This window comes from Lactococcus sp. LG1267, assembly GCF_017309545.1.
GTDB lineage: Bacteria > Bacillota > Bacilli > Lactobacillales > Streptococcaceae > Lactococcus > Lactococcus petauri.
This window is the reverse complement of the sequence record NZ_CP071295.1, coordinates 1,213,526-1,227,368: the sequence shown is the minus strand read 5'-3', so window position 1 is coordinate 1,227,368 and position 13,843 is coordinate 1,213,526. Positions and strand designations below refer to the sequence as shown.

The 13,843-nt window shown below is 37.9% G+C and carries 14 protein-coding genes; 3 read left to right on the top strand and 11 right to left on the bottom strand.

The features are described from left to right. Both J0J33_RS06065 and J0J33_RS06060 read right to left on the bottom strand, forming a co-directional pair. The gene (locus tag J0J33_RS06065) at positions 1–600 is read right to left on the bottom strand and encodes an HAD family hydrolase (protein ID WP_206921617.1); all 600 of its coding nucleotides are present in this window, start codon (positions 598–600) and stop codon (positions 1–3) included. A 53-nt stretch (positions 601–653) separates the two neighbouring features. Continuing rightward, complete coding sequence (locus tag J0J33_RS06060) at positions 654–1,637, bottom strand: dimethylarginine dimethylaminohydrolase family protein (protein WP_206888647.1); 984 nt, start codon at positions 1,635–1,637, stop codon at positions 654–656. Between the two features lie 401 nt (positions 1,638–2,038). Between J0J33_RS06060 and J0J33_RS06055 the strand changes: the two genes are divergently transcribed. Both J0J33_RS06055 and J0J33_RS06050 read left to right on the top strand, forming a co-directional pair. After that, on the top strand, positions 2,039–2,731 hold the full coding sequence (locus J0J33_RS06055) for a YitT family protein (RefSeq protein ID WP_019293293.1): 693 nt from the start codon (positions 2,039–2,041) through the stop codon (positions 2,729–2,731). A gap of 130 nt (positions 2,732–2,861) precedes the next feature. After that, the gene (locus J0J33_RS06050) at positions 2,862–3,500 is read left to right on the top strand and encodes a glycoside hydrolase family 73 protein (RefSeq protein WP_227671653.1); all 639 of its coding nucleotides are present in this window, start codon (positions 2,862–2,864) and stop codon (positions 3,498–3,500) included. Between the two features lie 86 nt (positions 3,501–3,586). Here J0J33_RS06050 and J0J33_RS06045 read toward each other — a convergent pair whose 3' ends face one another. From J0J33_RS06045 to J0J33_RS06030, 4 genes are all read right to left on the bottom strand, one after another. Beyond that, positions 3,587–4,480, bottom strand: coding sequence for a DNA/RNA non-specific endonuclease (locus J0J33_RS06045; protein WP_206888645.1), 894 nt, complete (start codon positions 4,478–4,480; stop codon positions 3,587–3,589). Positions 4,481–4,588: 108 nt separating this feature from the next. Then, complete coding sequence (locus J0J33_RS06040) at positions 4,589–5,395, bottom strand: GH25 family lysozyme (protein WP_019292139.1); 807 nt, start codon at positions 5,393–5,395, stop codon at positions 4,589–4,591. Positions 5,396–5,465: 70 nt separating this feature from the next. Further along, positions 5,466–6,590 carry a radical SAM family heme chaperone HemW gene (gene hemW / locus J0J33_RS06035; protein ID WP_206888642.1) on the bottom strand — a complete coding sequence of 375 codons (1,125 nt, stop codon included), beginning with the start codon at positions 6,588–6,590 and terminating at the stop codon, positions 5,466–5,468. A 44-nt stretch (positions 6,591–6,634) separates the two neighbouring features. Next, the gene (locus J0J33_RS06030; RefSeq protein ID WP_206921616.1) at positions 6,635–7,222 is read right to left on the bottom strand and encodes a hypothetical protein; all 588 of its coding nucleotides are present in this window, start codon (positions 7,220–7,222) and stop codon (positions 6,635–6,637) included. Between the two features lie 157 nt (positions 7,223–7,379). Between J0J33_RS06030 and J0J33_RS06025 the strand changes: the two genes are divergently transcribed. Next, complete coding sequence (locus J0J33_RS06025; RefSeq protein ID WP_019294126.1) at positions 7,380–8,972, top strand: bifunctional aspartate transaminase/aspartate 4-decarboxylase; 1,593 nt, start codon at positions 7,380–7,382, stop codon at positions 8,970–8,972. Between the two features lie 71 nt (positions 8,973–9,043). Here the strand turns inward: J0J33_RS06025 and tpiA are convergent, their stop codons facing one another. From tpiA to mdt(A), 5 genes are all read right to left on the bottom strand, one after another. Further along, a complete protein-coding gene (gene tpiA, locus J0J33_RS06020) occupies positions 9,044–9,802 on the bottom strand; it encodes a triose-phosphate isomerase (RefSeq protein WP_004258230.1) in 759 nt (252 codons plus the stop codon). A gap of 134 nt (positions 9,803–9,936) precedes the next feature. Then, positions 9,937–10,848 carry a bifunctional riboflavin kinase/FAD synthetase gene (locus J0J33_RS06015; protein WP_061413260.1) on the bottom strand — a complete coding sequence of 304 codons (912 nt, stop codon included), beginning with the start codon at positions 10,846–10,848 and terminating at the stop codon, positions 9,937–9,939. 1 nt (position 10,849) lies between these two features. Next, the gene (gene truB, locus J0J33_RS06010; protein ID WP_019293693.1) at positions 10,850–11,755 is read right to left on the bottom strand and encodes a tRNA pseudouridine(55) synthase TruB; all 906 of its coding nucleotides are present in this window, start codon (positions 11,753–11,755) and stop codon (positions 10,850–10,852) included. A gap of 126 nt (positions 11,756–11,881) precedes the next feature. Further along, a complete protein-coding gene (locus tag J0J33_RS06005) occupies positions 11,882–12,334 on the bottom strand; it encodes a VOC family protein (RefSeq protein ID WP_206888551.1) in 453 nt (150 codons plus the stop codon). 88 nt (positions 12,335–12,422) lie between these two features. Beyond that, positions 12,423–13,679 (bottom strand): multidrug efflux MFS transporter Mdt(A), encoded by a 1,257-nt coding sequence (mdt(A), locus tag J0J33_RS06000; RefSeq protein ID WP_019293694.1) that lies wholly within the window; start codon positions 13,677–13,679, stop codon positions 12,423–12,425. Positions 13,680–13,843: the final 164 nt, after the last annotated feature.

Below are 13,843 nucleotides of genomic sequence, written 5' to 3'. Positions count from 1 at the left end.
TTACTCCATAATGTCTGATAATTTTTTGATGCTTCGCGTTGCTTGGGGATACTCCTGCTGGCTATCAAAGAAAATAGTCGCAATACCCGCTGCACGACCGGCTTCAATGTCCAAAGGACGGTCACCAATCATCACCGTCTTCTTGGGGTCTAAATTATATTTTTGTACTAAATATTTTATTGAATCTGGTGCTGGTTTACGTGGGAAACCATTATCAGCAGTAACAACTTCAGTAAAATACTGAGAAATATGGGCTGCCTCAAGAATGTCCAGTACTTGCTTATCTCTATGAGAAATCATAAAGTTTTTGCAGTTCTGGCTCACGATAGTATGCAAAAGATCAACAGCACCTTCAAACAAAATTGGCTTGTCCAAAGCTTCTGCTTCTAATTTCCGATATGTTTCAAGAAACTGCGGTATATGACTCGCGTATTGGTCCACAGCATGTGCTGTAGAAACTTTGAGTGCTGCATAGATATCGTCATGCAAAACTACTCGTTCTTCCTTTTGCCAAAGTGCTGCAGCAAAAGCATGACTAGAATTTTCGTAATTATTAAGTAAAGTGCCACCTAAATCCCAGATATAGTTTTCGTAGTTCATTTGATAATTATATCACAGCCAAGGGCTGGCTTTCTATTTTAAACTTATGCTTCTTATTTTCTAAGTAAAGGCTGTGTGCTACATCTAAATGAACCGCCCAAGCTTCGGGATATTTTAAAATCAAGGTATTCTGAGCGGATGCCTCGTGCTTCCAGAGCTTCGCCAATGTATTTAAATTCTGAATCTAGTATATATACCTCGTCATTTATTGGTAGACCATTTATTGCTAGCTTTGCAATATCTTCAAAAGGAACATTTATTCTATCCCAATTTTTAAGCTGTTCAGGTATACCAGTTAGAAAGGCTTCTTCACAGATAATCATTAGACCATCTCTAACTAGACTTAGAGCGCAATCAAGATGCAAAACATCATGATGAAGTTTAACCTCAATCACCTGATAGCCCCAATGTGCTAAATAAGCTTTAAGCCATAAATAGCCATTATGATTGCTCGCTTTACCTGAATTTCCTACAAATACTGTTTTTCCTAAAACGAGGATATCGCCACCTTCTAAGAAAGGTCCACTCTCATCCGTTTCTCCTTGTGAAGTATCTGCCATTGGAAGAGAAACGTAAAAAGCATCGCTAGAATAGGCTTGTTCAGTGAGTAAGTTTCTTACGGGTAAAACCTCGTTGCGGCGATGGAAAAAGCGCATAGACCCTTCAATCAAAGAGTCACCAATCGTAAAGAACGGGTCACGTACAAAAAAGTTTGCAGCACCATAGACTTTTCCTTGTTCTTTCTCATAATCCGTGAGAAGACGTGGTCGCAAAACTTCAATATCATATTTTTCTAACAAAGCTTGTAGATTAGTACGCTCTGCTTCCCATTTTCTTTGTCTTTCAAGAAATACTTCTGCATAATTTTTTCCACTGGTGTCTTTATTATTAAACATATCAAGAACATCATCTTCAAGGAAGGAGCCATCATCATTGGTATGCTCTTCGTGAGGTAAGATAAATTCCGATTGTGTTAAAACTACACGTCTCAGTGGTGCAAACTCACTTGTAACACCTATTTCATTTGCATTGCTCATTTTTATTTCCCTCCTTAAAAACTAAATTGTTAACTAATTCTTATATTATAACATTTTGTGATTTTAAAAAGTCCTCACATTGGTGAGGACTAAAGATGTTACAAAAAGAGTATTATTTGGAATAGTTATATTATACATTCGTCTTCTTAACCAAGACTAAAAAAGACTGCTTTTTTAATGAATTAATATCTTTTTTCTAGATTTGTCTGAATTTTTATATATTTACTATAATATAATAGTAATTTTGACCTTAAACAAGGTTTAATTAAGTTTTAAATGTAATAATAATAGTTACAACACTGATAAATATAGGCTCCTTTTAAAGCAATTACAAAGATACGAAATTATTTATTCAAAGCTTTAAGGATATCCTAGAAATAACGAACTGTTAAGGAGAACTTATGACACTTTTAGGCGTAAAAATAGATAAATATTTTATGCGGGATTTACTGATACTACTGATCGGCGTAGGACTATATGTCCTATCTGTACAGCTTTTCGTCATCCCCAACCGACTAGCCAGTAATGGCGTTGCTGGATTTTCTGTATTGATGGACTTTGTCTTTGGTGTTAATCCAGCTTTAACTTTCTTCCTCGTTAATGTGCCACTCTTTACTTTTGGCCGTAAATACTTATCTTCGCGTGAGCTTCTTCTCAGTATTCCGGGTGCAGCCGCTATGAGTGTCTGGATGATAATTTATGAAGCAATCGGAATTACAGGGATTCAGTTTTCTAATATTGTCTTTGCTGGTATTTTCGACGGAATTCTCTCAGGAACAGCTGCTGGTTTAGTCATTATTTCTGAAGGAACCTTTGGTGGAACGCTGCTTCTAGGACGAATTTTAGAAGAAAAATGGAGCTTCAAAGTAGACAAAGTTTTATTTGGTGGTGATGTCATTGTTTTGAGTCTTTCGCTTCTCACATACCTTACCTTACCCAATTTTGCTGTCACATTGTTGTCTTGTTACCTCTTCAGTAAGGTCACTTTGATTGTTGGCCGTGCTGACTACCGTCAAGAACTCTTGCAACGTCTTTCATTCATACGTCTACCTCAGTTTGGTACTCAAACGATTAAAGAGCGAAATAGAAAGTAAGAAAAAAAGTTTCCCAAAAAAGTGGAAACTTTTTTATTTGTGTTCAAAAGCGAAGCTGCTGGCATATTTTTCTAGCATAACAAGTGTTGAACCTATCCACAAATTGAAACTTTTTTGTTATACTAGTGACATGACATATGATAAAAAGCGCCGCAAGGCGACTTCTAAGATCCGAAGTTTCTTCCGCATTATTTTGCAGCTTTTGATTTTTCTCTTTGTTGCAGCTAACCTCTTGAATTTTAGAGTGATACAAACCAGTGATAATCGCAATGACACTGAGCTTGCCAACCAAGTTGAAACAATTACAGAATATAACTTCATTCGTACTATAGCACCATATGCGCAAGAATCACAAGAAAAGTATAATGTTCTCGCTTCTCTGACTTTGGCTCAGGCTGCTTTGGAAAGTAACTTTGGCCAAAGTGGACTTGCCGCAAAATATTACAATCTTTTTGGTATCAAAGCTTACGGAAATGTCCCCACAGTAACTTTAGAAACCAAAGAATTTGAAAATGATAAATGGGTGACTGTAAAAGCGCAATTTCGCGTTTACGATGGTTGGAAAGAATCTGTCGAAGGACATGCCTATCTCTTTACTAAGGGCACTACATGGAACCCTAAGCAGTATGCGAGCGTTTTAGCTGCGAAAAACTATAAAGAAGCCGCGAAAGCTGTGCAAACTTCTGGTTATGCAACTGACCCAGCCTATACTGAAAAGCTCATTCAAATGATTGAGAGTTACGGTTTAGATCAATACGATAAGATTTAGTCTTTCTTTCTCAAAGACATAAAAAACGTAGAAACAAAAACTCTGTTTCTACGTTTTTTATTTTATTCAAACAGGAATCTACTCTCCTACTGCAAAATCATGCCTTTACCTGAAGCATAATCAATTTGAATACCGGGCTGCACATTTGGAATGAAAACATTAAACTCTAAGCTTCCATCTTTCGACTTGGCTTCCATATGCGTCCCTGAGGGAACGAGATCATTCCCATCATACATAGGTTCTACACGATAACGGACTGTTTTGTTCTTATCGAGCGCTTTACGCACTAAACCTTCATAATAGTTTTGCCCTGTATTTTCCTCGTTGCCATTACTTGCCTGATTGGCCCAAGCGGTTTGTGTACTGATATTTTGTGGATTTGCTTCAGAAGCATCAAAGCCTTTAATATTTCCAGCTAGCGCGTAGCCAATTGAATGTCCTCGGTTATAGAGTGTGCTGTATGAACCAGAAGGAATCATGAGTTGTTTCCAGCCTACAGGATTTATTTTCGCACTGTTGGACTTTCCATCTGCTCCCGTTGTTTCTGAACGGTTTTTATACTGGCGGCTTGTCTTGTTGAGGAGTGCATTGGCAAGTTTGGGACGACCTAAAGCATCTTGTTTTGCCAGTTGAACATAAGGTGCACTGTTAACTTTAGCATCCAAGTCTGTTTTATTGTCATTGACAATAAAGGCACCAGTTCCATTATAAGTGACTGAATCTTTGAGGTTCTTTTTAATTGAAGGTGTCAAAACCGATTGTGATAAAGATTGTGTCGGCACTTTGTCTTTGACACTACCATAATCTACCTTGCTAAAATTCTTAAGTTGCTGGCTTTGCGCTGGCTGATTCAGTGATGGTGTTCCTGTGACTGTCGACAATATTTCGGGATTCGACTTTAGAAATCCTAAACCAAGAACGACAACTGTTCCTAGAATCCCTGCCCCTGCTTTCAAACCTGTTTGTTTTTTCTTTGCCATCTTCGCTCCTGATTTTATCTTATTACTCGTTCAATGTTTGTTTCTTCTTGTCTCAAAAACAACATAAAGAAAATAGACTTTCGTCTACTGCTACTTCCCTTTATTAGATTAGGGATTTCTAAAAAGTTTATCGTACTGTTCTTGCGTACGAATCATATTTAAATCTAAATGCCCACCATAGCTCGACAATTGTCCGCGGTCCGTAAACTGGTGCATGTCATAGTTCAAGTCTGTTTTAGGAGATGTATCCCACATCCCGGTATTTCGACCATAATCAGCCATCCAAATTGAACTAAAATGGCTAGAATCAATCTTATGGTCAGTCAAGAACCAATCTTGCGCGTAGATACCTATATTCTTGGCACCTAGGCTCTTAAGCTCCTCACGGAAAGCATCCACACCTTCGCTCATGTTATCCATGCTGACTTCTTCAATATCCAGCCAATAATACGTTGGTTTAAAAGGATGAGCTCGCTCATAAAAAAGACGTGCCTGTTCTTTCATCTCTTCAACATTTTTACCATTGACATAGGCATATACAGCAACAGGAACACCACGCTTTTGCAATTCGCTCATATGCGTTTTAAATTGACGATCTTCACCACTTTTATAAGCTGCTGCATTGTCCTTACTTGACTTTCCTGTCTGTACACGTACGACAGCACCAATGACTTCTTGACTCATTAAATTATAATCAATATCTTCTGGGCGTTGCCATGCGGAGATATCTACTACAAAACGGTTCAAATCAACATCATCATTGCTTAATGATTTATTTACAACCACCGTTTCTTCTTTTTCATGCGTCGCTGCCATTTCGGGAACCTGGTATCTTAGGTTACCAAAAGCAAAGACCAGAGCAGTAAAAATTCCAGCAACAATCATGGTTGCTAGAGGGGTAAGCTTTTTTCTCATATTACTATTTTCACTCTTCATTCACACTATTGTAACATAGATTAGAACAATATCTTTCAGATATGCATACTTAATCTAACAAAAAACGCTCAAAAACTTCATTTCCTAATTCAAATCCTTTTTCCGTCATCTGAATCCGTCCATCAGCTTCAAACAACATTTTTTGAAACGCCAATTCTTCAATAATTGTGCCATAAACTTCTTCAAGTGTTTGACCAAACTTTTTATGGAAACGTTCAATGGATACGCCATTTTTTTTGCGTAAGCCCAGAAACATTTCCTCTTCAATCCTTTGTTTTCTTGTCAATATTTCTTCATTTACACGTTTATTTTCCTCGCGTAAATAATGATGAACAGGTCCATGATTTTTATAACGAATACCATCAAGATAACCTGAAGCTCCAGCTCCAATGCCATAGTATTCCGCATTGTCCCAATATGTCATATTGTGCTTACTTTCATAGCCGATTTTTCCAAAATTTGAAACTTCATAATGCGAATAACCTTTAGAAGTCAGCATTTCAATAATATACTCATACATATCCGCATTGCGATCATCAGATGGTAAACGGAGGCGTCCACGACGTTGACGATTCATGAATACTGTATGATCTTCTAGTATCAGGCTATATAAGGCAACATGGGGAAGGTCCAATTCTAAGAATTTTTGAACATCCCGCTCAACCATTTCCATCGTTTGGTTCGGTAAGCCATAAATTAAATCTATTGTGATATTTTCAAATCCGACAGTACGTAGTCTTTCTATTGAAGAGTAAACTTGTGCTTCAGTATGTGTTCTCCCAATTTTTTTCAAGAGTTTATCATCAAACGATTGTACACCAAGTGAGATGCGGTTCACAGGCGAATTCGCTAAAACAGCAAGGACTTCATCTGTTAAATCAGAAGGGTTTGCTTCCACTGTGAACTCTTCAAGTTCTTCTAAATCAAGCTTTTTTGTCAGATGCGTGAGTAATTTTTCAAGCTGATCTGCAGGTAAAACACTCGGTGTCCCACCTCCAATATAAAGCGTTTTCAAACTACTAATATCATAACTATCATATTCTTTGAGCAACTCATCAATATAGGCTTCGACCGGTTGTCCCGTCATCAAAACTTTAGCAAAATCACAATAGTAACAAATATGTGAGCAAAAAGGGATATGGACATAAGCTGCTTTTGTTTCGTTCTTTTTCACTTTATTTCCTCTTCATTATTTGTTTCTATGATTTTTACAAATCTTCATTTTTCGCTATTCTTTATCGACTTATCTTTCACTTTTAAAATCACTGTCATTAAGATGTTTAATAGAAAAAGATAAACAGGGAAAGCAAGATGTGCAAAATCCCAAGTACTTGTAGCGGGAAGGGCAATTCCCGTGGTTACTATTCCCGCAGCAAAGGGCTTAATGCTTTCAGTTTCAGGATATCTCCAAGCTTTAATCAAGGTAGGCAAAGCTGCTAAAGCATCACTCATGATGGCCAAAAAAATCGCCAGATTAGAATTCTGTGTCAAATACCAGATGACTAAGGTGATCAGTGAAACTACTCCACAGGACAAGTCAAAAAAGGTTATTTTCCAAAAAGACTGCTTATTTATAAAGGAAGCGCCAAAAACAAGCAAGGGCGTAAAGCCAGCCATAAAAACAGGAATTTGACCAAGGCTAAACCCCGACGAAGAAAAGGTGGCAAAAAAAGCAATCATTGGCGCTAAAGCCCAGAGAAACCAAGTTACTTTATTGGGAATAACCCAGCCTTTGAGTGTGGCTCTAACGTAGCCCAAAGCAAAATATAAGGTAACAGCAGCACTCAAAATAAGTAAATATGCCATCTTGCCGCTCTCCTTTACTGGTAAAAACTCATATCTTACTATTGTAACAAAAAACGAGCGAAAATTTTATCATTTTAGACTATTTGAGTCAATTTGTTTTCTATTTATTGTGTTATAATTAATAACAAAAGTTCAATAAATTTAAATGGGAGAACACATGGAAAAAGAAGTTACCATTACTGATTATACCGGTTTAGGAGCTTTTGAAGTTAGCTTTGAAATGCTTAAACTGGCAGAAAAAAATAAAAAAGCCAATATCTTTTTGAATGCCGGTCGCGGCAATCCAAACTGGATTAATACAAAAGCACGTTTAGCCTTTAATCGCTTGATTGAATTTGGTATTAAAGACTCCCTTCGTACGATTGAAAAAGCTGATATGGCTGGATACACAACATTGAAAGGTATTGGGCAACGCTTTGAGGCTTTCTTAGAACCTGACGATGATGAGATTGATAAATTCTTGATTGATGTCATGGACTATATCGAAATTGATCTTAAGCTAAATATTGACGATGTGATTAAGGAATTTATCGATGGTGCTATCGGAAATAATTATCCTGTTCCTAGCCGCTGTCTGAGAAATACCGAAATTGTCTTGAATCGTTTTATGGAAAAAATTCTGTATAATGGCGTTCATCTCGAAAATAAGACACAAATCTTCCCAACGGAAGGCGGTACAGCTGCGATTGTCTATATCTTCAACTCACTCAAGCGCAATAAATTAGTTGTGCCGGGTGATAAAATAGCTATTAACACACCTATCTTTACACCTTACTTGCAACTTCCTGGTTTAAGTGAATTCAATCTGGTTGAAACATTAATTACTTCTGATGAGAGCGACAATTGGAGCATTCCCGAAACAGAAATCGAAAAATTATCAGATCCTGAAATCAAGGCATTCTTCTTAGTTAATCCATCAAATCCAGGTTCTAAAGCTTTCAGTCAAGAAACACTTGACGCTTTAAAACGAGCTGTTGAAAAAAATCCGGATCTCATCATTATTACAGACGATGTCTATGGAACTTTCGTTCAAGATTTCCAATCTGTCTATAGTGTGGTTCCCTATAATACCATTCTCGTTTATTCTTTCTCAAAACTTTTTGGTGCAACAGGTTGGCGTTTAGGGCTTATTGCCATGCAGGAAGATAATGTCTTTGACCGTCTTATCTCTGAGCTTGATCCTGAGGATATTGAGAAACTCGACAAGCGCTATGATATTGTAACACATGACACTAAAGAGCTACCATTTATCGAACGTATTGTTGCGGATTCACGTTCTGTTGGTCTCTATCATACGGCTGGCCTCTCTACACCACAACAAATCATGGAAGTTCTTTTTGCCTTTACGCATTTGATTCATCGTAAAGAGGCAGATCCTTACTTTGAAGCTTGTGATGCTCTTATTGATGAGCGTTATCAAGATTTGCTTAAAGCCATGAAATTAGAGCCAGACAACTCGAAAGAGAATGCTAAATATTATACGCTCGTAGATATTTACCAACTTGCCGAAATCCGTTTTGGTAAAAAATTCCGTATCTATTTGGAAGAAAACTTTGATTACTTAGAGTTCTTGCTCAATCTCGCCGACAAAAATGGCGTTGTTTTGATGGACGGGACAGGTTTTGGTGCTTCTAGCGGAACACTCCGCATCTCTCAAGCCAACTTACCTACAGAGGATTATTACTTGATTGGGAAGCAGATTATCAATCTCCTTAAGGAATATTACTCGGATTATTTGAAGAAGAGATGAGTGTAAATAATACTATATGAAATAAAAAAAGGAACCTTAAAGGTTCCCTTTTTTTATTATGCATGTTAATCTTATTTGTAAATTTCAAGCAAGCCAAGGAATGAATCAGCTTCGAGTGAAGCTCCACCAACCAAAGCGCCGTCAATGTTTTCTTTAGACATAAGTTCAGCAACTGTTTCAGGTTTTACAGAACCACCGTATTGGATACGTACAGCATCTGAAACTTCTTTTCCGTAAAGTTTTTCAACTGTTGAACGAACAACACCACAAGTTTCGTCAGCGATTTCAGCAGTAGCAGTTTTACCTGTACCAATAGCCCAGATTGGTTCGTAAGCGATAACCATGTTTGCAACATCTTTACCGTCGATACCAGCAAGACCAGCTTCGATTTGAGCTGAAACCCATTCAGCTGTTTTACCAGCTTCAAAAGTTTCAAGTGTTTCACCACAGCAAAGGATTGGTGTTACACCAGCTGCGATAAGAGCTTTAGCTTTTTTGTTGATGTCTTCGTCTGTTTCGTGGAAGTACTCACGACGTTCGCTGTGACCGATTACTGAGTATTCGATTCCTTCTGCTGCAAGCATAGCTGGAGCGATTTCACCAGTGAAGGCACCTGAATTTTCAAAGTAAACATTTTCTGCTGCAACTTTAAGTGGGTTATTTCCACGTTCTTGTACCATTGATACAAGGTAAAGTGCAGGAGCTGCAATAGCAACTTCTACTTTGTCTTCTGATGGCAATTTACCGTCAATGTTAGCGATAAATTCTTTAACCTCTTTGAGGTTTTTATTCAATTTCCAGTTACCAGCGATAATAGGTTTACGTGACATTATTAATGTTCTCCTTAAAAATTGTTCTTATTAAGTATATCACAATCTGGCTCTTTCTGCTTGGATTAACGTTTCAACCTTTTACCCGCCAACTCGTGAACCAAGTAAAGGGTAACAGAAAAACCTAATCAAAATTAGGCTTCTTTTACTTTATATTGACGTGCTTTTTCTTCATCATCTTTCATCTGAACAATCAAAGCTTCAATGCTGTCAAATTTAATCATTTCTCGAATCTTATCTAGCCAGAGAACCGTTAAATTTTCTCCATACAAGTCCAAATCTTTATCAAAAATATGGATTTCGACTGTTTTTTCTTTGCCATTAAAAGTTTCATTATAGCCGATTGAAGCAAAGCCACGTTGACGTTGGCCCTCCCAAAGAACATCTACCGTATAAACACCAGTTGATGGGAGATGAATAAAGTCTTTAATCGCTAGATTAGCAGTTGGATAGCCGATTGTTCGGCCACGTGCAAAACCATGCACCACAATTCCAGTTGTCTCATAAGGATAACCTAAAAGCTCGTTTGCTGCTTCAATATCTCCAGTTTTTACAAGTTCACGTATCCGAGTAGAGGAAATTTTTCCTTCATCATCTGCAACTTCTGGTATAACGACCACTTTATATTGATCATTGCTTTTGAGTTGTGTCATGTCTGAGCCTGTTTTATGATCAAAGCCTGTAATAACAATTTTCGGTAAGAATTTTTCCACTACATTTTTTGAGAATTCTTCTGCTGTTTGTTTAGCAAAACTTGAAGTAAAATCTTTAAAAACTAGATAGTCCACCCCATTTTCTGCAAAAAGTGCTTCTCGTTTTTTATCACTTGTTAACTTAAGCAACATATCTGGTTCAAATTTTTGAAAAGTAAGTGTCGGTTTTTCTGGAAAAGTTAAGACGGCAATCTTCAAATTTAGAACAGCTGCGAGTTTTTTTGCCTCAGCAAACAAAGCTTGGTGACCACGATGTAAACCATCAAAATAGCCCAAGACAAGAACTGTCGGTTCAGTCCAATTTTCAATTTCGTCAAAATATAAAGTTTTCATTTTAATTTATTACCTTATTTGGTTTTAATATTCCTGGTTTTTCGGGATGTCTCATATAGACAGCAATCAATTGATCTTGATAAAAGAAAGCAAAACGTGTGGCTTCGCCAAGCTTAGCAAACTCAGCTTCTTCAAACTTTTTACCCACGCGTACTGCTGCTGCTTGTTCGTCTGTCACATCAAGGCGCGGTAAGTCAGAGACTGCGACTTCATTTGGCTGTAATATTTCATCAAGTTTTTCAGCCTTAACTAAAGTCTCAATCTGCTCCAAAGTCATTGCATCAGCAATATGCAAACCGTTAGCTGCAGTCCGCTGTAATTTAGACATATGCCCCGCATAGCCTAAAGCATCAGAGAGATCAACTGCCAAAGTACGAATATAAGTACCCTTGCTACAAGCTACACGAAACGTAAATCGTGCACAGCCCTTTTCAAAAGTCACTGGACTTGTCCGCGTAAATGATTTGATGGTAACCTTTCGTATAGGACGCTCAACCATTTGTCCAGCTCTTGCATATTCGTAAAGGCGCTTGCCTTTCACTTTAACTGCTGAATACATGGGTGGGACCTGTTGAATCTCCCCGACAAAACGTGTCATTACCTCATCAATTTCTTCGTCTGAGAGGGTTGATGGCACAGGTGTAGTTTCAATGACTTCACCTTCAGCATCCTCTGTTTCTGTAGAGAAACCGATTGTCACTTCACCTTCGTATACTTTCCCCGCCTCTTCCATGTATTCCAGAAGGCGAGTGGCTTTACCAACAGCTACAGGGAGAACTCCTGTCACTTGTGGATCAAGCGTTCCTCCGTGGCCGATTTTTTTTGTTTTTAAAATTCCTCGAAGTTTAGCAACAACATCAAAAGATGTCCAGCCCGCTTCTTTATATACATTTAAAATTCCATTCATAGATACATAATTATAGCACTTTTTCAGACTTATTTCAGATAAAGGAGCGCTTCAATTTAAAATATTTACATAAAAATAACGTAGCATTTTCTGCTACGTTAAAATACAAGTGAACTTTGCCCGTTTTTACATTTCTCCAAGTTTAGAGTAAGGTTGCGCATGCAACATCCATCGTACGCCATATTTATCAGTAAAATCGCCCATAGCGCCGCCCCAGAATTGTTCTTCAAAAGGCATATTTATTGTCACTTTTCCTGAATCAGATAAGTGTTTCCAAAATTCCTGCGCTTCTGCCATCGCCTCTTTATCTTCTGAATTAAGATCTAATAAGATCGATATTCCTGTATAACTTAAAGCTTCATGTTGAAAATTATCTGCTGCCATAATAGTCGTTCCTAAGATATCAAACTGACTGTGCATTGTCATTTCTGCTGCTTGTTCTTCAGATAAATCAAATTCTTTTGCCTGTTCAGCAGCAACAGGAACACGGCGGATATTTTTTGCACCAAGAACTTCTTCATAGTAAGCAAGTGCTTCTTTGGTATTATTAAGAGCAATATAAGGATGTATGTTAGCCATAAGCGCCTCTTTCTTTTTTATACTTGCTATTGTGATACCTTCATTTTATCATAAGGAAGCTCTTTCAACTATTGATTTGACATTTATTTCATTGTCCTTCATTTTCTAACTTTCTTTGCAAATGTTTATCATAGTTCCGAACTGAGGGCGTACAATATAATAGAGCTGCAGCTAATATGCCTCCAAAGCCTGCAATCACAAGCATGTTTTGAACACCTATGGATTCCGCTACTGGAGCTGCGAAGATTAGCCCAACTGGTCCGGCAATACTCATCAATGCAGAGACTATTCCCATAACCCGTCCTAAGTATTGGGCTTCAAATGATTGCTGCGTGATTGCCATATTCATTGTGGTATAAATCTGTCCCACAATTCCAGCAAAAACATTCAAAACAAGGAAAACCCAAAACCCGTTCATATTGCCAGGAAGAAAGCCTGAACCACCGATGCTCAAGCCAACGATAAGATAAGCCGCAATAATCCAGGGCATACGGTCCTTAGTTTTTCCAAAAATACCGACAGCAAAAGAGCCAATCAGCATCGCAGCAGCAAATAGAACTTCAACCCAACCCGCGTGGACAATCGTGCCGCCAAAATATTTTGTGGTCACTAGAGGATAGAGACTCATTGCAGGCATAAAAAGTAACATAAATAGGGCACCGATGAGTGTCATTTTCCACATCGGTTTGTTCTCACGGAGAATATTAAAGCCCTCAAGTGCATCCTTCATCACAGAGATCTTTTCGCCCTGTGAAGCGACTTCGGGAATCCTGACTAAAAGCAACATTCCAGCACCAAGAATGAAGCCAATCACATCAAGTAAAATAACCCAATGAATCGGCATAGTTGCTACCATGAAAGCTCCAATCCCAGGTGAAACAATAAATATCAAAGATTGAATAATACCGAACTGTCCGTTGACTCGAGTAATTTCGTCTTCTGGTACCATTGTGGGCATAATAGATTGGACTGTTGGCATCTGAGCGGTCTGTGCAACCGCACGAATACCAATAGTCACAAAGACCATCCAAAGTGGATAAACATCATTATTAATCCCGTAAATAAAAAGACCCAAGGCTATTACTGCCACCACAGCATCATATGAAATAAGTAAGAACTTCTTGTTGATACGGTCAATGAATGGCCCAACAAACGGGCTTAGAAGCGCCATTGGTAACATACCTACAAGTGTAGCAATTGCAAGGACAGATTCTTCACCTGTTTCAAGGGTCAAATACCAAATAATCGCATACTGGACAATCATTGAAGTCACGCCCGTTAGGAGCTGACCTATCAAAAACAAATAAAAATTTTTCCGCCAATTTGGCGGGACTGATGTGTTCATAGAGTTCCTTTTTCTATATTTTCTTTAAAGAGCCTAAAATTTTATCCGTAATCCAAACAGATATTCTTCTCCTTTTTAAATATTAGCATATCAAAAAAGGAAGAGTTCTCAAAGCAATTCAAACCTTAACCTTTAGTATTTTGCTGATTATTAAGAAGCATCAA